Source organism: Mesorhizobium sp. WSM4850 (assembly GCF_055811735.1).
The window spans coordinates 156661-177809 of sequence record NZ_JBVVPV010000004.1 but is presented as its reverse complement, the minus strand read 5'-3'; the positions used below and the strand labels follow the sequence as shown (position 1 = coordinate 177809).

At 59.7% G+C, this 21149-nt stretch carries 20 protein-coding genes and 1 pseudogene; 15 read left to right on the top strand and 6 right to left on the bottom strand.

From position 1 onward, the window contains the following. The first annotated feature begins 29 nt into the window (after positions 1 to 29). Positions 30 to 467 (top strand): DUF2267 domain-containing protein, encoded by a 438-nt coding sequence (locus AC0L2Z_RS07860; protein ID WP_287171980.1) that lies wholly within the window; start codon positions 30 to 32, stop codon positions 465 to 467. A 50-nt stretch (positions 468 to 517) separates the two neighbouring features. Next, positions 518 to 982: a YbhB/YbcL family Raf kinase inhibitor-like protein gene (locus AC0L2Z_RS07855; protein WP_287227103.1), complete on the top strand. Its 465-nt coding sequence runs from the start codon at positions 518 to 520 to the stop codon at positions 980 to 982. A 26-nt stretch (positions 983 to 1008) separates the two neighbouring features. Here AC0L2Z_RS07855 and AC0L2Z_RS07850 read toward each other — a convergent pair whose 3' ends face one another. After that, positions 1009 to 2484 carry an FAD-dependent oxidoreductase gene (locus AC0L2Z_RS07850; RefSeq protein ID WP_473627433.1) on the bottom strand — a complete coding sequence of 492 codons (1476 nt, stop codon included), beginning with the start codon at positions 2482 to 2484 and terminating at the stop codon, positions 1009 to 1011. 79 nt (positions 2485 to 2563) lie between these two features. Next, positions 2564 to 2773, bottom strand: coding sequence for a hypothetical protein (locus AC0L2Z_RS07845; protein ID WP_473627432.1), 210 nt, complete (start codon positions 2771 to 2773; stop codon positions 2564 to 2566). 65 nt (positions 2774 to 2838) lie between these two features. Here AC0L2Z_RS07845 and AC0L2Z_RS07840 point away from each other — a divergent pair, with 65 nt between their 5' ends. Then, positions 2839 to 3483, top strand: coding sequence for a hypothetical protein (locus tag AC0L2Z_RS07840; RefSeq protein ID WP_473627431.1), 645 nt, complete (start codon positions 2839 to 2841; stop codon positions 3481 to 3483). 143 nt (positions 3484 to 3626) lie between these two features. Here the strand turns inward: AC0L2Z_RS07840 and AC0L2Z_RS07835 are convergent, their stop codons facing one another. Beyond that, positions 3627 to 4685 (bottom strand): LacI family DNA-binding transcriptional regulator, encoded by a 1059-nt coding sequence (locus AC0L2Z_RS07835; RefSeq protein ID WP_128167811.1) that lies wholly within the window; start codon positions 4683 to 4685, stop codon positions 3627 to 3629. A 210-nt stretch (positions 4686 to 4895) separates the two neighbouring features. Between AC0L2Z_RS07835 and AC0L2Z_RS07830 the strand changes: the two genes are divergently transcribed. From AC0L2Z_RS07830 to AC0L2Z_RS07800, 7 genes are all read left to right on the top strand, one after another. Then, the gene (locus AC0L2Z_RS07830; RefSeq protein WP_023799541.1) at positions 4896 to 5885 is read left to right on the top strand and encodes an autoinducer 2 ABC transporter substrate-binding protein; all 990 of its coding nucleotides are present in this window, start codon (positions 4896 to 4898) and stop codon (positions 5883 to 5885) included. Positions 5886 to 5974: 89 nt separating this feature from the next. Further along, complete coding sequence (locus AC0L2Z_RS07825) at positions 5975 to 7489, top strand: sugar ABC transporter ATP-binding protein (protein ID WP_473627429.1); 1515 nt, start codon at positions 5975 to 5977, stop codon at positions 7487 to 7489. Beyond that, positions 7482 to 8483: an ABC transporter permease gene (locus AC0L2Z_RS07820; protein ID WP_473627428.1), complete on the top strand. Its 1002-nt coding sequence runs from the start codon at positions 7482 to 7484 to the stop codon at positions 8481 to 8483. The genes AC0L2Z_RS07825 and AC0L2Z_RS07820 overlap by 8 nt, the downstream gene beginning before the upstream one ends. Further along, a complete protein-coding gene (locus AC0L2Z_RS07815) occupies positions 8480 to 9475 on the top strand; it encodes an ABC transporter permease (RefSeq protein ID WP_473627427.1) in 996 nt (331 codons plus the stop codon). The genes AC0L2Z_RS07820 and AC0L2Z_RS07815 overlap by 4 nt, the downstream gene beginning before the upstream one ends. Positions 9476 to 9480: 5 nt before the next feature. After that, positions 9481 to 10329, top strand: coding sequence for a sugar phosphate isomerase/epimerase family protein (locus AC0L2Z_RS07810; protein ID WP_128172184.1), 849 nt, complete (start codon positions 9481 to 9483; stop codon positions 10327 to 10329). 4 nt (positions 10330 to 10333) lie between these two features. After that, on the top strand, positions 10334 to 11794 hold the full coding sequence (locus AC0L2Z_RS07805) for an FGGY family carbohydrate kinase (RefSeq protein WP_473627425.1): 1461 nt from the start codon (positions 10334 to 10336) through the stop codon (positions 11792 to 11794). Next, on the top strand, positions 11791 to 12483 hold the full coding sequence (locus tag AC0L2Z_RS07800; protein WP_287175330.1) for a class II aldolase/adducin family protein: 693 nt from the start codon (positions 11791 to 11793) through the stop codon (positions 12481 to 12483). The genes AC0L2Z_RS07805 and AC0L2Z_RS07800 overlap by 4 nt, the downstream gene beginning before the upstream one ends. A gap of 74 nt (positions 12484 to 12557) precedes the next feature. Here the strand turns inward: AC0L2Z_RS07800 and AC0L2Z_RS07795 are convergent, their stop codons facing one another. Beyond that, entirely contained in the window at positions 12558 to 13031 is a 474-nt protein-coding gene (locus tag AC0L2Z_RS07795; RefSeq protein ID WP_287175328.1) for a phosphatidylglycerophosphatase A family protein, read from the bottom strand. A 325-nt stretch (positions 13032 to 13356) separates the two neighbouring features. Between AC0L2Z_RS07795 and AC0L2Z_RS07790 the strand changes: the two genes are divergently transcribed. After that, positions 13357 to 13983, top strand: a complete 627-nt coding sequence (locus AC0L2Z_RS07790; RefSeq protein WP_353682297.1) for a CDP-alcohol phosphatidyltransferase family protein — start codon at positions 13357 to 13359, stop codon at positions 13981 to 13983. Between the two features lie 66 nt (positions 13984 to 14049). Here AC0L2Z_RS07790 and AC0L2Z_RS07785 read toward each other — a convergent pair whose 3' ends face one another. After that, entirely contained in the window at positions 14050 to 14724 is a 675-nt protein-coding gene (locus AC0L2Z_RS07785) for a protein-L-isoaspartate(D-aspartate) O-methyltransferase (RefSeq protein WP_473627424.1), read from the bottom strand. Positions 14725 to 15293: 569 nt separating this feature from the next. Here AC0L2Z_RS07785 and AC0L2Z_RS07780 point away from each other — a divergent pair. Further along, complete coding sequence (locus AC0L2Z_RS07780; protein ID WP_473627423.1) at positions 15294 to 16286, top strand: glycosyltransferase family 2 protein; 993 nt, start codon at positions 15294 to 15296, stop codon at positions 16284 to 16286. Positions 16287 to 16462: 176 nt separating this feature from the next. Here the strand turns inward: AC0L2Z_RS07780 and AC0L2Z_RS07775 are convergent, their stop codons facing one another. Further along, complete coding sequence (locus AC0L2Z_RS07775; RefSeq protein WP_287279774.1) at positions 16463 to 17761, bottom strand: polysaccharide biosynthesis/export family protein; 1299 nt, start codon at positions 17759 to 17761, stop codon at positions 16463 to 16465. A gap of 122 nt (positions 17762 to 17883) precedes the next feature. Between AC0L2Z_RS07775 and AC0L2Z_RS07770 the strand changes: the two are divergent. From AC0L2Z_RS07770 to AC0L2Z_RS07760, 3 genes and pseudogenes are all read left to right on the top strand, one after another. Further along, positions 17884 to 18025: pseudogene (locus tag AC0L2Z_RS07770) on the top strand (molybdate ABC transporter permease subunit); the annotation flags it as partial. 465 nt (positions 18026 to 18490) lie between these two features. Further along, a complete protein-coding gene (locus AC0L2Z_RS07765; protein WP_353818970.1) occupies positions 18491 to 18697 on the top strand; it encodes an exopolysaccharide production repressor protein in 207 nt (68 codons plus the stop codon). Between the two features lie 557 nt (positions 18698 to 19254). Beyond that, positions 19255 to 21123: a Wzz/FepE/Etk N-terminal domain-containing protein gene (locus AC0L2Z_RS07760; RefSeq protein ID WP_473627422.1), complete on the top strand. Its 1869-nt coding sequence runs from the start codon at positions 19255 to 19257 to the stop codon at positions 21121 to 21123. Positions 21124 to 21149 lie beyond the last annotated feature (26 nt).

Sequence of the window (21149 nt, the reverse complement as noted above, 5' to 3'; positions counted from 1 at the left end):
GTCATTCAACCTGTTGAAAGGAGGCTTCGATGAGCGCCACCGGACTCGAAGTATTCGACAAGACGCTGCAGATAACAAACATCTGGCTCGACGAGATCATGACCGAGATTGGACCGGATCGGCAGGTCGCATGGCATGTGCTTGGAGCGGTGCTCCACGCCCTGCGAGACCGCATGCAGCCGGATCTTGCCGCCCACCTGGGCTCGCAGCTGCCGATCCTCGTGCGCGGCGCCTACTACGACCAATATCAGCCCTCCAAGACTCCCGAGAAGTTGCGGTCGCTCGACGAGTTCCTGGCCAAAATCAAGGCGGAGCTGGAATTCACCCGACCGGTCGATTCCAAGGATGCATTCAGGGTCGTATCCCAGGTTCTCGCTCACCATGTGGGAGAGGGGCAGATGATCAAGGTTTGGGAATCCTTGCCAGCAGAAATCAGGCGCGTCGCGGAAGCTCAGCAAGCGGCGTGAAATAGCGCCAGATATAGCTGGCTGTAGCGCTTGTTCTTGGGGAGATGGAAATGCCACTCACCCTTATCAGCCCGGCGTTCCCGGCGGCCGGGAAAATCCCTGAAAGGTATACCCGCGACGGCGAGAACGTCTCACCACCGCTAAAATGGTCCGGTGTTCCGAACGGTACCAAGAGCCTTGTTCTTGTCGTGCAGGATCCCGACGCGCCGAGCGGGATTTTCGGGCACTGGGCGGTGTTCAATATCCCGCCCGATGCGAGCGAACTCACCGAGGCGCAGGATGGCAAGCCAGGCCCGTCGGCACTCAGGCAAGGCACCAACGATTTCGGCAATGCCTATTACGACGGCCCGCAGCCGCCGGTGGGACATGGCGTCCATCATTATCATTTCCGGCTGGCCGCGCTCGACGTGCCGAGCCTCAGTGTGCCGGGACAGGCGGGCGTGCAGCTCGTCTGGAAGGAAGCCCAGAAGCATGCGCTGGAGCAGACTGAGCTGGTCGGAACCTACGCACGGTAACACCGGGCCGCGCCAGTCGCTGCCTCTTATAGCGCGGCCGGCGCAAGCGGCTTTCGAGCTGGGCCATGGATGACCGAACCGTCGGCGGCGAAAATCGAGCCATGGCAAGGACAATCCCAGGTGTTGTCCGCATTGTTCCAGGTCACCGTGCAGCCCTTGTGGGTGCATGTCGCCGAAACCGGGTGGAGCACCCCTTCAGCGTCTCTCCACGCCGCGATCTTTTCGTCACCCCTGACGATCACACCGCCCATGCCGGGCACGATGTCGTCAAGGCTTGAGACAATCGATTGGCTGCGGCCATTCCTGTGAAAGTCCTCGGGATAAGGCCGCGCCGGATCATAGAGCTTTTGCCATGGGCTCGGCCGCGCGCAGATCAAATCCGCGATCATCATGCCTGCGGCCGTTCCATTGGTGATGCCCCAGGCGTTGAAACCCGTGGCAATATGAAACCCGGAGGCTTTGTCCGGATCGGGCTCGCCGGCATGCGGAACCCTATCGGCCGTATCATAGTCCTCATTACACCAGCGCCACGCAACGTCCCCAACTGGAAGGCTCATTCTTACCCATTGTTCCAGCTCGACAAACCGTTTCGCCACGTCGCCGTCCTGGCCCGTGTCAAACTTGGGGCCGAGCGCGACCAGCAGCGGGCCTTCGGCGTCGCGGCCGGTGCGGATGGAATGCGTCGGATCGTCGATGCCGATGAACATGCCGTCGACAGCACGAGGGTCATCGATCCGAAACGCCATGGCAGTGTGGCAGCGCGGCTGGGTCCGGTTCGCCATGCCGACGGGGCTCTTCACCGTCATGTTGGTGGCGACGACCACATGCTCGGCGTGAACGGTGCCGCTGTCGGTAACGACGCGCCAGCGGCTTGCCTCGCCGATCGAGATCGCGCGGCTGTTTTCGAAAATCCGTCCGCCACGGGCCGTCACTGCTTGAGCCAGGCCAACCAGATACATCGCCGGATTGAACTGCGCCTGGTCGGAAAAACGCAGAGCGGCGGCCGTTTCGAAAGGCAGCGGCGCGCGCTCCAAAACATCGGCGTCCAGCCCAACCTGGCGCGCGGCCTCCGCCTCGGCCACGATCTCCGCGCGCCGGCTTGCATCGCAGGTGTAGGTATAGGCGTCCTTGGCCTCGAGATCGCAGGCGATGGCGTGGTCGCGAACCCATTCCCGGATCTGGATGGCGCCGGCGGAATTCGCATCGGCATAGGTCTGCGCCAGGCCCCGCCCGAACGTGTCGATGAGATGGCGATAGATCAGCGCGTGCTGCGTCGTGATCTTGGCCGTCGAGCGGCCGGTCACCTGGCCGCCTGTCCGCAGGCCTTCGATGACGATCACCGACCGACCGGCCTCGCAAAGGCGAAGCGCCGTCGTGAGCCCGACAATCCCGGCGCCCACAACAACGGCATCGGCATGGATCGAGCCCTCGAGCGGGGGATAGTTCGTAGCGGTGGCTGCCGCCACCCAACAGCTTCCCGGTTTTCCCGAAAGAATGGCCATTTCACCGGCGTCCCATGCGTTCGATGCATCTCCATCGACAACCCGCGCCGGCGCGAAAAAGTTCCGAGATCTACGGTCTTCAATCGTGGTTTCTTTGGAACTTCAGCAGATTATCGGGGCAGTCGAACGCAGCAACGGACGTGAATTGGTATAGGCAGATGCCATTACTGTTAGGCTGGCGGCCGAAGACTGCGCCGTTACGGCCTGTGGCGAAGGTCACCTGCGCGCGCCCGGCAAAGCCTGAAGAATGGTTCGAGCCACCCGCATCCAGTATTTTGGCGATAAACAATTCGTACCTTGTTTTTCCCCATTGCAATTGCCAACCATGGAAATGGATTGATTCGGAGCTTGTCTATGCGTGGACTGCAAGTGGCCCTGGCTGCGGTGATCTTGGGCATTTCAGTCAGTTCTGGACTTGCCGATGACAATTCTCCCTTTATCTATTTTGCGACCCAGGACGCTTTCGCAGACGGTTTGCCGACCAAGAATGATGTTTATGTCTTTGGTGGCGTCTTTGCGCACGGGGCCTTCGGGGACGCGATCAATGTTTTGGGTGCCGACTACACGGACAACTATATAATCGGAGCTGCATACGGTCGCGATTTCGTCGATATCGGCGCTGGCTTCGTTCTTGGTGGCGTCGCCGGCGCGGCCATAAGATTTGGCGAGGACGATGATACGACTGGCGAACTTTGGGCCGGAGCGCGACTGCGCCACCACGGCCTGGTCATTGGTGATTTGGCGATTGCGCCCGCACTGACTGCTGGATTCAGTGCCGTTACCGGCCCTACCGAGATCGAGCGCGAACGCGAAATCGTCCACGATGGCGATGCATCATTCCTCGGCTTCGTTGGTGCGGAGCTTTCGTTCAGAGTGAGGCAGGCTCCCAACGTCGAACTCGTCTACCAACTCCACCATAGATCCGGCGCCGATGGTACGTTTGGAGATATGACAGAGGGTTCCAATGCGAACGCCCTTGGAATCCGTTATCGCTTCTAACGCTCGGTGCTGTAGACCTTTTTACAGGCGCCTACGCACCCACCCGTTGGCTCGTGCTGAGGACGGCGACTCTCTCGTGAGAGTCGGCACGATGAACCACTGAAAATCTCAAGGCGGTTTCGCCCTATAGCGCCGGGTCACCCTCAGGCTATATCCTTCAGCGTGTCCAGCGGCCCTTTCAATGCAGACCTGGGCTGGATCAACTCTGGCGCGATCAAGAAGGTCTGCGGTGCCGTCGGCGGTTCATCGATCAGCTCGAATGCCTTCGTGATCATCGCCTCAACATTCTGCCGCACCATGATTACGGGGAAGGGCAGGAAGGAGCCGAAGGGGTCATAGTCGTAGCAACCGACGACGAGTTCGCTGAACATTTCCGCCGGCCGGCCGGCCATGAAACGCAGCAGACCTTCCATATTGATCGACGAATTGATGAACAACGCGCGCGGCAGCTTGCCACGGCATTGGTAAAACGCCTCGAAGGCACGCAAAGTTATATCAGGCGAATAGCCGGAGGACTGCACACCATCGTCAGGGTCGGCGCCCAGCAGCGCCTTCTTGGTCGCATGGAAAGCGGCGATGCGTTCGCGGCTGGCGTGGTCGTTGCGGCCGCCAAACAGAAACAGCTCGTCCGGCCGCAGAGGATCGTCGTTGCCGAAGTGGCGGATGATTGCTTCCGTCAGCATCCGCGCGCCCTGATAATTGTCGCTGATCACCGAATGCGCCTTCGCTCCCGGCAGGTCGATGTTGATATGCCTCAGCCCCGCCAGTTCGCAGACCTCGTGCACGCCATCGGGATCGGTGGCGCCGACGATGAAGAGCTGGTCGATTGAATAGGAGATCAGCGTCTCCGCGGTCCGCCGTTCCTCTTCGGGGTCGCGGCTGGCGCTAACCACGACCGGGCATTGGCCGCGGCTGCGCACATGCCCCTCAAACGTCTGCGCCATGGAGGAGAAGTAGCGATTGTCGTGGACGGGCAGCATCAGGCCGACCAGGCCCGATCGCGAGCGTCGCAAGCCTCGCGCTTGCAGATTGGTGGTGTATTGGTGGAGTTCGGCGAGACCGAGAATTGTTTGCGCCGTACTTTCCTTGATGCGGCGCTTGCGCCAAGTGCCGTTCAGGACGGCACTCACGGTCGACGGCGAACTGCCCGACAGCACGGACAGGTCATAGATCGTCGCCTTCTTCTTGACCCGCTGATCCATCTGGCGCCTCCGGCGCGTCTATTTAGAGCAATATCCCGCTTGACGAGAGCTTCTCGATGCACAATAGTTTCTGCACCATCGATTGTGCAAGCGAAAACCGGTGGATGATCGATGGGGAAGTGCCCCGTCTCTTTCGGGGAGGTTTCTAACGGCCGCCGTCGTTCGACGGCTCGAGTGTGTTCCCACTAGGAACGTTATGGAGGAGTACAGATGAAAAAGCTCTTGATCGCGGCGCTTGCCGTGACCCTTATGATTGGCGGATCATTCGCTGCGATGGCACAGCAGGCCGGCAAGGTCGGCGTCGTCGTCAAGATCGGCGGCATTCCGTGGTTCAACGCAATGGAGGCGGGTATCAAGGAGCGCGGCGAGAAGCTCGGGATCGACGCATTCATGGTCGGCCCGACCAGCGCTGATCCAGCACTGCAAGTTCGCGCCATCGAGGATCTGATCGCGCAGGGCGTCAAGGTCATCGGCGTCGTGCCGAATGACGCGAAAGTGCTTGAACCGGTCCTGCAGAAGGCCAAGGACGCCGGCATCATCGTCATCACACATGAATCGCCTGGCCAGAAGGGCGCCGATTGGGATTTCGAACTCGCGTCCGCCACCGGCTTCGGCGAGGCTCACGCCAAGCTCCTGGCGGAGAAGATGGGCGGCAAGGGTGAGTATGCAGTGTTCGTCGGCTCGTTGACGGTGCCGCTGCACAATGCCTGGGCCGATGCGGCAATCGAGTATCTGAAGAAGAATAATCCCGACATGAAACTCGTCGGCGAACGTTACGGCGTCGCCGAGGATGTAGACAAGAGCCGGAGCACTGCGCTTGATCTGATTTCCGCAAATCCCGGCCTGAAGGGCTTCCTCGCCTTCGGCAGCCAAGGCCCGATCGGCGCTGGCCGCGCAATCGAAGAGCGCCGGAAGGTGGGCGAAATTTTCGTGCTCGGACCATTCTCGCCAGGCCAGGGCCGGAAGCTCATCAAAAGCGACGCGATCTCCGGCGGCTTCATGTGGAATCCGAAGCAGGCGGGCGAGGTTTTCGTCACGCTGGCCGATCATCTCATGAAGGGCAAAGAGATCAAGGATGGCGATACGATCGAAGGGCTTGGGACAGTTAAGCCCGACTTCGAAAACCGTAACATCATCGTCGATCAACTCGTCCCCATCAACAAGGATACTGTCGACGATCTCGCGGCGATGGGCCTGTAAAGCCTCCCAAGGCTAATGGCAGTCGGGCCCGGCCTCGAACCGGCCCGGCTGCAGGATTGCAAACGCGATTGGATCCAGGTTTCGACTCGATGGCTGATCAGGCACTCGATGGCGCCGCACCACGGCCGCTGCTGTCGCTCCGCAACGTCAACATGACGTTCGGCGGCGTGAAGGCGCTGAAGAATGTCAGCTTTGAGGTGTTGCCGGGCGAGGTGCATTGTCTTGCCGGCGAGAACGGCTCCGGCAAGAGCACGCTGATCAAGATCATTACAGGCGTGTACAAGCCCGAGGCGGGCGCCGAAATCGATTATGATGGCCAGAGCTACTCCCATATGTCGCCGGTTACGGCGCAGGCCAGCGGAATTCAGGTCATCTGGCAGGACCTCGCCCTGTTTCCCGAGATGACTGTCGCCGAGAATATCGCGTTCCAGACCGTCATCGGCCGCTGGCCGCGGCTGGTGAACTATGCCGAGATGCGTCGTGTCGCGATCAACGCCTTGCAACGTCTTGGTGTTACCTTCGATGTCGATCTGGCACTCCACCACTTTCCCATCGCACAGCGGCAGATCGTAGCAATCGCCCGCGCCCTCGTCGGTGAGGCCAAGCTCGTCTTCATGGACGAGCCGACGGCGTCGCTCACCCAATCCGAAACCGACTATCTGCTGGACGTTGTGCGCAATCTGTCGGCGTCGGGCGTCGCCGTTGTGTTCGTCAGTCATCGCCTGGCGGAGGTTCTTGAAATCTCCACCCGTGTCACCGTGCTGCGCGACGGCGCCCTGGTTGGCGTCTATCCAACCAAAGGCCTGACCCAGTCGCGCATCACCGAGTTGATGACGGGCAAGACCTTCGACTATTCCGTCCTGCATCGGGATTTAAGCAGGAGCCCGGTCATGCTTGAGGTCAAGGGACTGTCGCGGCCCGGCGAATTCGACGACGTGTCCTTGACAGTCCGGCGCGGCGAGACGCTCGGCATCACCGGGTTGCTCGGGGCAGGGCGCACCGAATTGGCGCTGACATTGTTTGGCATGCGCAAGCCGAAATCGGGCTCTGTCGCCCTGGATGGCAAACCCGTTCGCTTCGGTTCCAACCGTGACGCGATCGCCGCCGGCGTCGCCTATCTTTCGGAAGACCGGCTGTCGCTCGGTCTCATTCAGCCCCAGGCAATCGCCGACAACGTGGTCATCGCCTCGCTGGACAAGATCCTTACAGGCGGTTTCATTTCGAGCGATCGCAAGCGATCTCTGGTCAATCGCTGGATAAGGGACCTCGGGGTCAGGATCGGAAAGCAGGACGACGCGATCTCGACCCTGTCAGGGGGAAATCAGCAACGTGTCGCCATTGCAAAATGGCTGGCGACCGACCCGAAGCTGCTTATCCTCGACGCACCGACCGTCGGCGTCGATGTCGGCGCGCGCGCCGGCATTTTCGACATCGTTTCCAAGCTGGCGGACAGCGGCCTGGCCATTATCCTGATCTCGGACGAGGTGCCTGAAGTCTATTTCAACGCGGACCGGGTGCTGCACATGGCTCAGGGGCGCATTGTCGGCGAATTTACGCCGGGCGCTACGACCCTCCAGGCGATGGAGGAGGCGGTCTATGCGTAGGTTTGTCCGCTCCCACGCAACGGAACTGGCTTTGCTCGCCGTTATCGCAGTCATCTGCGTTTTCCTTTCGTTCGCGACGGACCGGTTCTTCACCCTCGGCAACGCGTTTGACCTTCTGAACACCAGCTCGGTCAACATCATCTTCGCCGTTGGCCTGATGGTCGTGCTGATCGCCGGCGGCATTGACATCTCCTTCGCGGTTGCTGCCTCGGTTGTGCAATATCTGACCGCGACCGTCCTCGGCTGGATCGGCGGTGGGAATTGGATTGTCGGCTTCATCATCGCTGGCGCATTGGGCGTGGCGTTGGGCTGCATCAACGCCTTCCTGATCCACGGGTTCAGGATCATCTCGATCGTCGCCACGATTTCGACTTTCAACATTTTCTTCGGCTTGCTGATGTTTTTCACGGGCGGCGTGTCGATCTACAACCTGCCGGACTGGCTCACCACCCGCGTCGTGCTGTTCGAGCGAGAGATGGCTGACGGGACCTGGGCGGAGATCACCCTTCCTGTGCTCATTATGGCCATATGCGTGTTCGCTACCTGGGCGTTGATCACGCGCACCACCACCGGCCGCCAACTCTACGCATTTGGCGACAATCCGGAGGGCGCGCGCCGCTTCGGCATCAATATCGGTGCCATGCAATTTATCGCCTTCGGCTGGCTTGGCCTGATGGCGGGTATCGCCGGTCTCGTCCAAGCGCATTACGCGCAGGAGGTTGTGCCGAATGCCCTTTATGGGCGCGAACTCGACGTCCTGGCAGCCGTAGTCCTTGGCGGTGCGCGGCTCGGCGGCGGCAAGGGCAGCGTGCTCGGCTGCATTCTGGGCGTTCTGTTGGTCTCGATTACCCAGAACGGCCTAAATTTGATGGGCGTGTCGCCTTTCGCGTTCAAGATGATCGTCGGCGCCATCATTCTTGCCGCCATCACCCTGTCGAACACCAGCATCGAACGCCTGCTGCCGTTCCTGAAAAGCCGACGGGTGCCTTCATGACGGTTTTGATTGAACGCGTCCGCAACGCGCTCGGCCCCGAACTTGCAGGTCCGTTTGCCGCGTTCGTAGCTGTCATGATCGTGTTCGGTTTTGCGGCGCCGAACTTTCTTTCCCGCGCTACCTTTGGATCCGTTGCCTTCCAGCTGCCGGAACTCGGCCTCCTCACACTCGCCATGCTGCTGCCGATCCTGACCGGCGGCCTGAACCTGGCCATCACCTTCACGGCCAACATGGCCGGCCTGACGCTGGCTTGGGTACTGCAAAGCCAGGGAGGCGTCGAAGCGGGCATCGGCGCCTTCCTCCTTGGCTCGGCCCTTGCCATCGCGGTCGGCGCACTGAGCGGGCTGATCATGGGGCTCGTCATCGCCTACACCAAGGCTCACCCGATCCTGGTCTCGCTGTCGATGATGATCTTCCTGCGCGGTCTCGGCGAATTCCTGACGCGCGGCGGCGACGTGTCCGGCATTCCCGGTTTCCTGGCGCCGATCGGCTACGGTTCGATTTTTGGCATCCCGGTGCCGTTGCTCATCTTCATCGCTTGCGTGCTGATCTGGCACGTCTTGCTGACGCGCATGAAGCTAGGCTTCAACACCTACATGATAGGCTCCAATATCGAGGCCACACGCTATTCCGGTATCAATACGCGCAAGGTGCAGGTTCTCGTCTACACATTGTCCGGCGCGATGTGCGCGGTCGCCGGCATCATCATGCTGGCGCGCTTCAATTCGGTGCGTGTCGGCCACGGCGAGTCTTACCTGCTGATCACCGTGCTTGCCTGCTTCCTTGGCGGGGTCAATCCGTTCGGCGGCTTCGGTCGGGTGATCCCGGTCTTCGTTGCGCTCGTCGTGCTCCAGCTTCTGTCCTCGGGACTCAATCTGATGGGCGCAAGCCAGCACCTTGCGACGGCAGTCTGGGGCATCCTGATGATCACGGTGATGATCCTGCGCTGGCTTGCCGGGCGCCTCAAATTCCTGAACACAAACAGAGGGTGAGTTAGATGCATGGTTTTGGGGTCCACACCTCGATGTGGACGATGAACTGGGACCGGGCCGGGGCGGAGAAGGCGATCGCGGCTTCCGTCAAATACGGGATGGACTTTATCGAGATCGCGCTTCTGAACGCGCCGGCGGTCGATGCCGCGCACACACGCGCCTTGCTCGAAAAGCACAATCTTCCTGCCGTTTGCTCGCTTGGCCTGCCGGAGCGCGCCTGGGCCTCGGTGCGGCCGGATGCCGCCATCGAACATCTCGAAGTGGCGATCGACAAGACTGCGGAAATGGGCGCGCTGGCGCTTTCCGGCGTGATTTTTGGCGGTATCGGCGAACGCACCGGTCTGCCACCGACCGAAAAGGAATACGACAATATCGCCCACGTGCTGACCGTCGCCGCCAAGCATGCCAAGAAGCGCGGCATCGAGCTCGGAATCGAGGCGGTGAACCGCTACGAGAACCATTTGATCAACACCGGCGAGCAGGCCGTCTGGATGGTCGAGAAAGTCGGGGCCGACAACATTTTTGTTCATCTCGACACCTACCACATGAACATCGAGGAGAAGGGGGCCGCCAACGGCATTCTGGCTGCCCGCGACCACCTGAAGTACATCCACTTGTCTGAGAGTGATCGCGGCACACCAGGCACCGGCAACTGCCCCTGGGACGAGATTTACGCGACGCTGGCGGCGATCGGCTTCAAGGGCGGACTGGCCATGGAAAGCTTCATCAACATGCCGCCGGAAGTCTCCTACGGCCTCTCGGTCTGGCGGCCGGTTGCGAAGGACGAGGCCGAAGTGATGGGCAATGGCTTGCCGTTCCTGCGCAACAAGGCTCGCCAATACGGTCTGATCTGAGACGATGGGTGACGGGCAGAAGGCGGACGGCGCAAGGATCGCCGTCTTCGATGTCGGCAAGACCAACATAAAGCTCTCCGCAATGACGCTCGACGGCGTGCTCGTGGAGAGCCTCTCTGTCCGCAACGAAGTGCGGCCCGGTCCACCTTGGCGGCGGCACGATCTCAACGGCATTAGCGACTGGCTGTTCGGCTCGCTCGCCACTTTGTGCCGACACCATCCGCTGGAAAAGCTGGTCGGCACCGGACATGGCTCCGCGGGGGTCTTGGTGAACGCAGATCCCGACGAGACTTGTGCCTTGCCGATGATTGACTACGAGCAGGATCTGCCGCCTGCAATTCGCGAAGGCTACGCGCCGCTTTCGGGCGATTTCTTCGATCGCGGCAGCGCGATCATGCTAAAGGCCGCTCACCAGGCGCGTCAGCTGTACTGGATGCAGCAGGTTGATCCGGAGCGCGTCGCTCAGGCTCGTTGGTATCTGGGCTTGCCTCAATATTGGGCCTGGCGGCTGTCAGGCGTGCCATCGGCCGAAACGACGGTCCTCTCGGCGCAATCCCATCTGTGGAACAATGTGCGCAAGCAGTGGTCGCCCATTGTGGCGGGGCAGGGATGGCAGCGCCTCATGCCACGATTCCATCCGGCCTGGGAGAGGCTGGGGCCAATCCGGCACGATTTGGCGCGCCGGCGCGGCATACCGGAAAAGCTGTCTGTCCTGACAGGCGGCCACGACAGCAGCCTGAACCTCTACCGCTACCAGGCGGCAGGCATGCGCGACGCCTGCGTGATCTCTACCGGAACCTGGATTGTCGGAATGTGCGCGGCGACACCTCTCGACCAACTCGATGAAAATCGCGGAATGGTGCTGAACAGCGACGTGACAGGACGCCCGGTCGGCGGCGTTTTGACCATGGGCGGACGAGAGTTCAGTCATGTGGCAGGGCAGGGGCAAGAAGGAACTGCAGCCGACGCTGCGCTGGTCAGCTTGCTGATTGAGCGCGGCACTTTCGCATTGCCGTCGTTCGGCGACGATGACGGCCTGTTTCCAGGCAGCGCTGGGCTCGGCCGGTTTGAAGGGCTGCCTGCAGAAACCCCTGCAGAGCGCAAGGCGCTCGCGGTGCTCTACGCTGCGCTGTTGACGGTGGAATGTATCGATGCGCTGAACGAAACCGGGCTGGTTGCATTGGATGGCACCTTCCTGCGAGACCCGCTCTACGCCACACTGGTTGCGGCGCTGCGGCCAAACGCCGAAACGGTCTACAACCTCGACTCCTATGGCACCGCCTCGGGTGCGGCGCTGCTTGGCGAACACGAAACGCGTGACACGCCGGCTCCGATCGCGCTCAGCCTGCCGACTGCCTTTGCCGGCGATCGTGAGACGCTCGCAGCCTATGCACAGCGGTGGCGCGACCTGGCGAAGCGAAACAACCTGCAACGGGCCAAGACCAGCAAAAGGAACGATCGATGACTGATGACAGCGCTCTGCGCCGCGAGATGGTGGATGCTTGCCGCCGGATGAACTCAAGCGGCATCAACCAGGGCAATGCCGGCAATTTGTCGGTGCGCTCTAGCGACGGTTTCCTGATCACGCCCTCGTCGCTGCCCTACGAGACGATGACGCCCGAAGACATCGTCGAGATGGGCTTTGACGGCACCTATGTCGGCCGACGGCCCTCCTCGGAGTGGCGCTTCCACCGTGACATTTTGAAAGAGCGGCAGGAGATCGACGTCGTGCTGCATTGCCACTCGCTCTACGCCACGACGCTGGCCTGCCATCACAAGACGATCCCGAGCTTCCATTATATGACAGGGGTGGCGGGCGGTACGACCATCCGCTGCGCGGAGTACGCAACCTTTGGCACGCAGGCCTTGTCCGACAATGCCTTGGTTGCGCTCAAGGATCGCCTCGCCTGCCTGCTCGGCCAGCACGGCCAGATTTCGCTTGGCAAGACCATGGAAGCGGCGTTGTGGCTGGCGAACGAGGTCGAAACCCTGTCGCGCATGTATGTCCAGGCGCTTAGCCTTGGCGAGCCGCCGGTCCTTTCCGACGAGGAGATGGCGCGGGTGATCGAGCAGATGAGGAAGATGAGCTATGGCCAAGCGCCGGACCCGGAGGGAACGAACGACCTGGCGCGGCCACGCGACGCTGCGGTCTAGCGCTGCTCCGGCAGATTTTAGTGAAGGAGGTCTTTCTTCGCGCTGGGTGGCAGGTGAAGACTGAGTTGTCCTCCTTACGGCAAACGGTGAATCAAATCGTTCAGCAAAAGCAGCGACGCACCGGCGAAGACAGCCGCAGCCGCGTCGTCCAGCATGATGCCGAGTCCACCCCTTACCTTCTCATGCACGATGCCGATGGGCCAAGGCTTGGCGACGTCGAAAAACCGGAAAGCAAGGAAACCTGCTGCCCACCAGACCGGGTCTAGCGGCAGCATGGAAAGCGTTGCGGCGGTGCCGAAGGTCTCGTCAATGACGACGATCTGCGGATCCTCCGTCCTGGTATGGGAGACGACATGCGACGACGCCCATACTCCCACGGCGAATAAGCCCATATAGGCTAGCACGATCAGCCAAGGCGATGCAGGTATCAGGACCGCGGCAACAGCCACTCCGACGCCTGCGCCGGCGGTGCCTGGCCATACCGGAGATAATCCCGCGCCGGCAGAGGTCGCGAGCAGGTAAGCAAACCTGGGCAGAAATCTACGCATGGCGTTTCGGACGGCTTCCCGGTGAATTGCGAATATGCGTTGTATCAGTCTTTCCGGTTACTGCCGCTAATGCATGTCGCGCAAAAGCAGGCCTGACCCGAGGGTGCGCAGCGGTTTTGCGACAACGACGTGCGTAAAAACAAGAACTTGAAGCGCCTCGCATGAATCCATTCAGCCGCGACGCTTAGATCGCCAGTCGATTTGCGACAGCGGACACAGACGGACATTGCGCTGACCACCTCGATCGGCGCCGACCGGCTGGAACGAACCCTCAATTTGCCGGTTAAACGTCGCGGGGCGACATCATCGGAGGAGCCAAGTCATCATGATCGCCGGTCTCATGAAACGCCGTATCGACCCGCTATGGGAGCACGCCGCCTCTCCGCTGATCGGGATCGGCATGACCCCGAACCAGGTTACGTCAGGCGGGCTGGTGCTCGTCGCCCTGTCGTGCGCCGCCTATCTGTACCACCAGTCAAGCCTTGCCTTTGGCCTTTGCCTGGCGTTTGCGTTCACCTTCGACGCGCTCGACGGGGCGGTTGCTCGCCGCAGACATATGAGCACCAAGGCGGGTGGCTATTTCGACGCCATGGCCGACCGTTATCAGGAATTCGCCGTGTTTGCGGCAATAGGCTGGGTCGCCGATATGTGGGCAATCGCCATGATCGCGTTCGCCGGCGGACTCCTCACCAGCTACGCCAAGGCGCGGACTGCGATCGAAATCCCCATAGAAAACCAGGCATGGCCGGATTTCTTCGAACGGATGGAACGCCTGGTGTTCATTTGCGTGCTGTTGGTCGCCGACGGATTGGCGACCGCCATGGGCGCCGCTTCGCCCTGGATTCTGGCGGGCGGGTTCGCGCTGTACGCACTCGTGGCCAACGCGACAGCGCTGCAACGGATCAATCGCGCATTTGCGATGCTCAAACGAGCCGACGCGAAGCAGCCGTGAGACGGCGAAATCCCATAAGGATGAGGCGCCTAGCGCTCCCTGCGTGCCTGTTGTCCGCACCCCTCGTTAGACCGTTTCGAGCCGGCTGAACCGAACCGGGATGATTTTGCGGGTCTTCAGTTGTCCTGCCGAATCCTTGTCGATGACCGTCAGCAACTGCCCTTGTTCAGGGCCTACAGGCATAACCAGGCGGCCCCCCGGCTTGAGCTGCTCGAGCAAAGCCGGCGGCGCCCGCCCCGCCGCGACGCTGACCAGGATCTTGTCGAATGGAGCGTGCTCGGGCCAGCCGCGAGAGCCGTCCCCGACACGAATGCTGACATTGGATAGACCGAGGTCCTGCAGCAGAGCCTCGGCATGGCTTGCGAATTCCTCGATGATTTCGACGCTCCAAACCTGCCCGGCGAGTTCCGCGAGGATTGCGGTCTGGTAGCCCAGGCCGGTGCCGATCTCGAGCACCGCCTCGTGCGGTTGGAGGGCAAGGAGATCGGTCATGAGTGCGATGATGAACGGCTGCGAGACGGTTTTGTCGAAGCCGATCGGCAATGGCATGTCCTGATAGGCATAAGGCGCGACCGAGCTTGGCACGAACAGATGGCGCGGCACCCGCTGCATCGATGCCATCACCCGTTCATCGAGTGCCGCCTTGCCGAGCTCTTCGCTTGCAAGGTCGGTATGGATTGCAATCATCTCGACCATGTGCCTGCGCAGCACTGCGAGGTGCTCTTCGTTCATTGGCTTCATGACCGTCAGGCTTTCTTCAACCAGGCTTGCTGCCTGATACGCTTATATCCTGTTCGTCACAGCAACGCCCGTCATCGTTTCCAGTTGCGGGTGGCCTACGGCGACCGGAGGTAATTTTGGCGTTGCGTCTGGTCGATATCGGCGGCGGCCCGAGATCCGGTGCCATGTAGCCATAACGGTATGTCCTGGCTCGCGGTGATTTGAACCATGAACGGCTGAATCGCGTGCATGCGTGGGCAGCCGGCGATCTCGACCGGGGCGTTGTCGTTGTAGTGGTGGACGCCTGTTTCACCGATGCGACTGCTGCATGGCTTCGGCAGCGGAATGCCGTGACGAGCGGTTCGGGAGGTTCCTCACGCACCTACGCAATCGGAGTTCTTAAATATCCAGCTAAAGTCCGGAGGCCGCTACTTATCGCCTCCAGGAGTGCTGAGTGGAACTCGCCGGGGGCCTCTGCCTTGCCGCTCGGCCGTCGTGGTTGAATCCTCATCAGCTAAAGTAGTGAAATCTGATGGAACTACCGGCCCTGATGTGCCATTTTACCACGTCGTGAGAGAAGACGAAGGCAAATGAGCCAGCACAATGCCACTGTGATAGGCATCGTGGTGCCCATGTTCAATGCCGAGAGAACCATTCTCCCGACGCTGACCAGCATCTGCCAGCAGAGCCACCAGGCGCTGGACATTATCGTAGTGGATGATGGGTCGACGGACCGGTCCGCGTCAATCGTGGCCGCCTATGCCGAGCAAGATCGGCGTATACGCCTTTTCAGGCAGCCGAACGCGGGTGTTGCGCACGCACGCAACAGCGGCGCCGCTGCCACCGATGCGGAGTTTTTAGCGTTCGTGGACGCGGATGATCTTTGGGCTCCATCCAAAATCACACTGCAACTGCGCGTCCTGCAGGAAGGAGGCTCGTCAGCTGGTCTGGCATATTGCTGGTTTGCGGAGATCGACGAGGACGGTCGGATATTTTCCTTCAAACAGCCCGATGCTGAGGGGCGCGTGCTGCAACGCATGTGCAGAAACAACTTTGTCGGTAACGGAAGTTCGATGCTTGTACGTCGCTCCGCATTCGAGCGGGCAGGACAGTTTGATCCTTCCCTGAGGGCGAGGAACGCACAAGGCTGCGAAGATCTTCTAATGTGCCTCAGAATAGCGGAGAATTACGAGTTTCGTATCGTGCCCCAACATCTTGTGGGTTATCGGAGGACGATCGGCAACATGTCGAGCGATGTCATGCAAATGTTTCGTTCGTATGAAATTGTCCTAGCCGAGTTTCACGAGAAATATCCGCAATTTGGGAGCGATCTCAATGCCCATCTGCTTGACACGATCAATGCGCTTGCCGTGAGAGCTTTGGTTCAAGGGCGGCTTTCCGCAGCCTGGTACCTGTCGAAGAAGCTCTTTGTCCTGGAGCCGCGCACGGCCATTTCACGTCTGCCTCACACGGTCGACGTCTTCTGCCGGGGGCTGGTTCCTCGCTGGATCAAGGTTCGAGTGAACCGGATGCGAAACGCCGAGTTTCGGCCTCTTTATGAAAAGATTTATCTGGAGAGGTGAGCGCGTCCCCTGTTCGGACCTACCGAGCCGGAGCTGTTCAAGCTAGATGCTTGATGCCAGGCTTTGGCGGCGCACGCTGCCCGGACCCTGAGCGGCCACCAGAACGATCTTGGCCCGGACCACATTTCCATAGGACACGTGCAACTGCGCGCCGCCTCTATGCAATACTTAGTTACTTAGTTCGCGACCGCCGCTCCTGGTGCGGCCTTCAGCGTAATTGTGATGGTGTCTCCCGGAGCAAGCAGAGTATCTTCTGTCGCCTCGGTCGTTGCTGCCTGTCCGTCAGTGGAGCGGGTTACACCGATCGTAATTCGGTCCCCTTCGCCTACAAGGTCGCTGCGCATCTGCATCACGTAGGCGATTTGTTTGGTCAATGAATCCATCTCAGCGCGCATTTGCGTCATCGCCGCGCGTTCAGTCTGCAGTTCAGCCAACAGGTCAATTCGACCCTGGTCGATAAACTTATCAAGACTGCGCTGCAAATCCCCTTGGTCGCGTTCAAGTCGAGCGATCTCAGCGTTGGTTTGCAAAGCGCGGGTCGCTGACAAGAGCACTGCGCGTTGAGCATCGTTGACGCTCGTGATCTGGATCAGACCTTTTTCGAAGAGCTTCTTGAGGCGATCAAGTTCCGCCGCATCTGTGGCTGCGCCCGCTTGATCCGCCTTCTGCTGCTCCTTCAGGTAGCCCATTCGTTCCGCCGCCTTGGTTGTGGCCAACTTAATCGAAGCGCGCTCCTTCTCCTGATCCGCATAGACAGCTTCAAGATGCTTCCCCTCCTGCTGCAAAGCTTCGTCGCGACGAGGCTCGAGGCTCGAGTCACGTTCTGCGTCCGGAACCTCAATCGCTCTGGCGCCGCTCAGCTGCGCCTCTATGCGAGCAGCTTTGAGTTCGCTTTCCTGGTACTTGATGCGCAGAATGTGGAGGCGGCCGCCAAGGTCCGCTGCTGTCATTTCAGGGTTTTCAAGCTCACCGCGACCGAGTTTGTAGCCGCCGCCAGCCGCCACAGCTTGTCGGACAGTCATTCCTGGTCTGAAGGGCTGAATCCCGGGAGAGGCAATGTCCCCGTCAATATAGACGGGTCGGTATTCCTCAATATCAACAATAATCTGATCTTGGTAAAAACCAGTCCAAGTCTCAGTGCCGTCGGCGGATCGTTGCGGAAGGGATTTTGGTTTTAAAACCTCAATTACCTCCTTGCGAACATCCTCTATTGTCTTCCCGAGAACCTTTAGGGGGCCTAGGACCGGCAACATAATTACACCGCTTTGGTCGATCACAGCTCGCTTTTGCATCTCGGGATAGCCTATGACAGCGAAGCCGATCACGTCGCCAGTCTGCAGACGGTACTCGCCGACACTGTACTCTTCTGCTAGGGCAAGGCCATTCGACAGATTCGCGTTTGCGAACAACAAAAACACGCATGCGAGCGCAGCGCAGCTGCCTGCCCGCATCCAGCGCACCGATCTATTCAACATTCGCGATCACCCCGCAATGCTTGAGCATGATATCGACGCAGACCTTTCTCACAATGCCATTCTTTTGAGGCGAATTTACGCTCTGAACAACGGCAACAAGGCAGCCGATGTTCCGAAATCGCCCCACCCTGATCATCATCCGGCTGTGAAGAATACAACTATCCGGCGGCCACCGCGATCGCGGCGATCATGGTTTTGCTATCGTTCGCGATGCTCCTGGTCGTCAATCTGGCGCAGTCGTGGAGCCGCAAACGCTATGGCTGACGTCACCATCGTGTCGCCGATCGGAAGCGACACCGCCGGCCAGCGAGCAGCCGGTCGCGCGCAACCTGCTGATGGCGGTCGCGTTCGTCGCGGCATTGGCCTGCCTGAGGCGGCGCCGCCATGTCCGCCGCTCGCTAAACACGGAAGCTGCGCGGCGGACACACCAACGTCGAAGCCGTCCCATTTTGCTCAACTTGACGCACACAACGCGACTCAGCCTCTGCCTAAATCCAGATCGCATGGCAGGGCCAGTCCGTGTGGCAACCTCTCTTGGCCGCCGAACGGGAGTTGGTCGCGCCTGGAAGCAAGCGCGTCCGGGCATAGGTTGGGGCATCTTTATTCGCACCTGCTAATATATTGATCGCTCTGACCCGTTCCGATATGTTATGATGGTTAATGCGCTGAGGCTGGATAGCCAAGGAGCGCGTCACGCCAGCGGCTGCGAGTGGGAAGGAGATTTCCTTTTTGCTTTTTTTGCGAGGGCTTATCATAGTACTGTTGGCATTCGCCATCAGTATATATTTGCTCACCGCCTCCCCTTGGGTCACGTTTGTCCAAACGTTAATTTGTGGGATCTTGATACAGATCGGGTACTTTGTTGCTGTCATGCTGCTAGTGTGGCGCTCGGTCTCCAAAGAATCGGAGACTCCCAAGTCACACATCGCGCGATGAGTCCGAAAGGGAGCAACTGCCGAGCCACTTAGAAAGTGAGGCGGGCCACTCTCCGCCTTTATAGGCTCTGGCTGCTAGAGCAGGCCGATCAGCAAGATCACACCCCACACCACGAAACAAAATGTGACTGCAACCTGTCTCATGCGGGCAGCGGAGAGGCTTTCCGCGAGGCGCCAGATGCGCGCAGGACCCTTGAGGTGATCGTTATCGCGCGTCTGTGATCGACGAGCCATTCCTGTTTCTCGCAGGACAGGCTCAACCGGAGCCTGGAATCTCTTGCTCAGATGTTTTGCCATTTGGCAATACGACTCAATTTCTTCCTTCAATTGGAGCTTACGACATGCAGCGGAATTGCGGCAGTCCGCGTGAGGTTTCGTTTATTGCATCGAGGTTAGGAGTTTCGCCTTTAGCGAAGAGCGGGCTGTGCCCGCCCCGAGCGGTGCGCCTGTGCTCCGCGGGCGTCGATACTGAATTTGCAGACATTTAGTCAGATAATGTGGTATGGAATTTGTCACTACCAATGCGCTGCCAGTCTCATTCCACGGGTTTGAAGGCTTATGCTCCGCGAAGTTGAAAAGCACCCGGATTCTGCCTTTCCATTCGGCGATCCTCAGTGGGGAACGATTGATCTCGAAACACTCGTGGCGGCAGCGCAACGGCAGCTGAGGTTCGTCCTTACATGCGCGCTCGCAGGACTTGTGCTGGGGCTGGCGTATCTCTGGGCCGAGGTGCCCTTGTACGAGTCGACCGCCAGAATCCTGATCGACAAGAACCAGCCATCCGTCGTGACGGAGTTAACAGAGAGCGGAAGCTCCGCACCGGTTGACCCGATGATGCTGAGTCAGGTCGAATTGTTGCGTTCCGACCGCATCGGGCTAAAGGTCGTTGACAGCCTCGGTCTTGCTACCGATCGCTCTTTCTTGTCAGCGCCATATTCATTGCTCAACAGTCTCACGGGATCGGTCGCTCGGTGGCCATTCATCGGCAGTTCCGAAGCAAGCGGAGCGCCGGTGAAATCGAGTGCCGCGCGAGGATCCGATCCTCGATGGCAGGCATTTGGCATTCTGGCTGAGAATATAACCGTAGCTCGTGTAGGGGATTCTTACGTTCTGGAAGTCCAATTTCGGTCGCCTAGCGCCGAAATGGCGCAAAAAGTAGCCAGTAAGTATGCAGAAATCTATATCTCTGACCAAGTCGGAGCCAAAGACGAGTCGATTATCCGAGCTCGCGGCGCACTGGCGGAAGAGGTCGAGACGGTGCGGAAGCGATCGGTCGATGCCGAGCTCGCAATCCACAGGTTCCGAAAAGACAATACGCTTACCAAGGAAACGCTGGTTACCTTGCGCCAGCTCGAACTTGAGGCGTCCTCTCTCAAGTCGCAATATGAACAGGTCCTGCAGCAGTACCAAGCGAGCCTGCAGAACCTTTCGATGGCGTTGACGGAGGCGCGGACTATCTCGGAGGCACCAAACCCCAGCAGACCGAGTTCTCCGAACAGCAGTCTTACGTTGGCGTTCTGCGTCGTGCTCGCCGGCATGGTTGGCGCCGGTGTGGGCGGAATTCGGGAGTACCGGGAGCGCTTTTTCCGCACGACGGCTCAAGTGCGCGATGAACTAGGACTTCAGACGCTCGGAATGATCCCGTTGCTGGACGGGAAGCCAATTCGCCGAAACAATCACGATCGTGCGGCCGGAGAGCCGTCATTCATCGAGGTGGGGAACAGCGCTTTCAACTGGGTAGAGCAACATCCGCGCTCGGAATTCGCTGAAACGATGCGAACTGTGAAAGTCGCTGTTGACGTCGAGTTACCAAGGAAGAGCACCAAGGCGCTCGGCATCGTTTCTTGCCTCCCGGGAGAAGGGAAGTCTCTGGTCGCTGCTAATTTAGCGATGGTTCTTGCTATGCAGCGTTGTAAGACGTTGTTGATCGATGCCGATATCCACAATCCGGGCTTGTCCCCCATGTTAGCCAACGGCTGGGAACGAGGCCTGGCCAACTTGTTGGCTGGAGAACTCAATCCGAGAGATTTGCTGGCCCATCAGTCATTGCCATTGAGGTTCCTGCCCGGCGTGAACCAGAGCCAACAAAAGCTCGCAAACACCATGCAGCCTATCGAGAAAATGGGCGACTTTCTGCTCAAGGTCGGCCCTATGTTCAATTACGTCGTCGTTGATTTGCCCCCGTTGGCTCCAGTCGCGGACGTGAGGTCCTTTGTCCAGCACCTCGACGGCCTTGTTCTGGTTGTTGAATGGGGTGTGACCGCTCGTACATTCGTGCGCGAAATCCTCGACAACAACCCGATCCTGGCGGATAAATGCATCGGCGTTCTGCTCAACAAGGTCGATATGAAAAGAATCAAGCGGTACCAAAAGTTCGGCAGCGCCGAATTTTACAGTGAACGCTATAGTCAGTATTACCAGGCCTAGTTGTGGAGCAGGCATTGTTTTTGTCT

Coding starts and splice junctions, on each gene's coding strand:
- AC0L2Z_RS07860 (WP_287171980.1), top strand. CDS start 30: ATGAGCGCCACCGGACTCGAAGTATTCGACAAGACGCTGCAGATAACA.
- AC0L2Z_RS07855 (WP_287227103.1), top strand. CDS start 518: ATGCCACTCACCCTTATCAGCCCGGCGTTCCCGGCGGCCGGGAAAATC.
- AC0L2Z_RS07850 (WP_473627433.1), bottom strand. CDS start 2,484: ATGGCCATTCTTTCGGGAAAACCGGGAAGCTGTTGGGTGGCGGCAGCC.
- AC0L2Z_RS07840 (WP_473627431.1), top strand. CDS start 2,839: ATGCGTGGACTGCAAGTGGCCCTGGCTGCGGTGATCTTGGGCATTTCA.
- AC0L2Z_RS07835 (WP_128167811.1), bottom strand. CDS start 4,685: ATGGATCAGCGGGTCAAGAAGAAGGCGACGATCTATGACCTGTCCGTG.
- AC0L2Z_RS07830 (WP_023799541.1), top strand. CDS start 4,896: ATGAAAAAGCTCTTGATCGCGGCGCTTGCCGTGACCCTTATGATTGGC.
- AC0L2Z_RS07825 (WP_473627429.1), top strand. CDS start 5,975: ATGGCTGATCAGGCACTCGATGGCGCCGCACCACGGCCGCTGCTGTCG.
- AC0L2Z_RS07820 (WP_473627428.1), top strand. CDS start 7,482: ATGCGTAGGTTTGTCCGCTCCCACGCAACGGAACTGGCTTTGCTCGCC.
- AC0L2Z_RS07815 (WP_473627427.1), top strand. CDS start 8,480: ATGACGGTTTTGATTGAACGCGTCCGCAACGCGCTCGGCCCCGAACTT.
- AC0L2Z_RS07810 (WP_128172184.1), top strand. CDS start 9,481: ATGCATGGTTTTGGGGTCCACACCTCGATGTGGACGATGAACTGGGAC.
- AC0L2Z_RS07805 (WP_473627425.1), top strand. CDS start 10,334: ATGGGTGACGGGCAGAAGGCGGACGGCGCAAGGATCGCCGTCTTCGAT.
- AC0L2Z_RS07800 (WP_287175330.1), top strand. CDS start 11,791: ATGACTGATGACAGCGCTCTGCGCCGCGAGATGGTGGATGCTTGCCGC.
- AC0L2Z_RS07795 (WP_287175328.1), bottom strand. CDS start 13,031: ATGCGTAGATTTCTGCCCAGGTTTGCTTACCTGCTCGCGACCTCTGCC.
- AC0L2Z_RS07790 (WP_353682297.1), top strand. CDS start 13,357: ATGATCGCCGGTCTCATGAAACGCCGTATCGACCCGCTATGGGAGCAC.
- AC0L2Z_RS07785 (WP_473627424.1), bottom strand. CDS start 14,724: ATGAAGCCAATGAACGAAGAGCACCTCGCAGTGCTGCGCAGGCACATG.
- AC0L2Z_RS07780 (WP_473627423.1), top strand. CDS start 15,294: ATGAGCCAGCACAATGCCACTGTGATAGGCATCGTGGTGCCCATGTTC.
- AC0L2Z_RS07775 (WP_287279774.1), bottom strand. CDS start 17,761: ATGTTGAATAGATCGGTGCGCTGGATGCGGGCAGGCAGCTGCGCTGCG.
- AC0L2Z_RS07760 (WP_473627422.1), top strand. CDS start 19,255: ATGCTCCGCGAAGTTGAAAAGCACCCGGATTCTGCCTTTCCATTCGGC.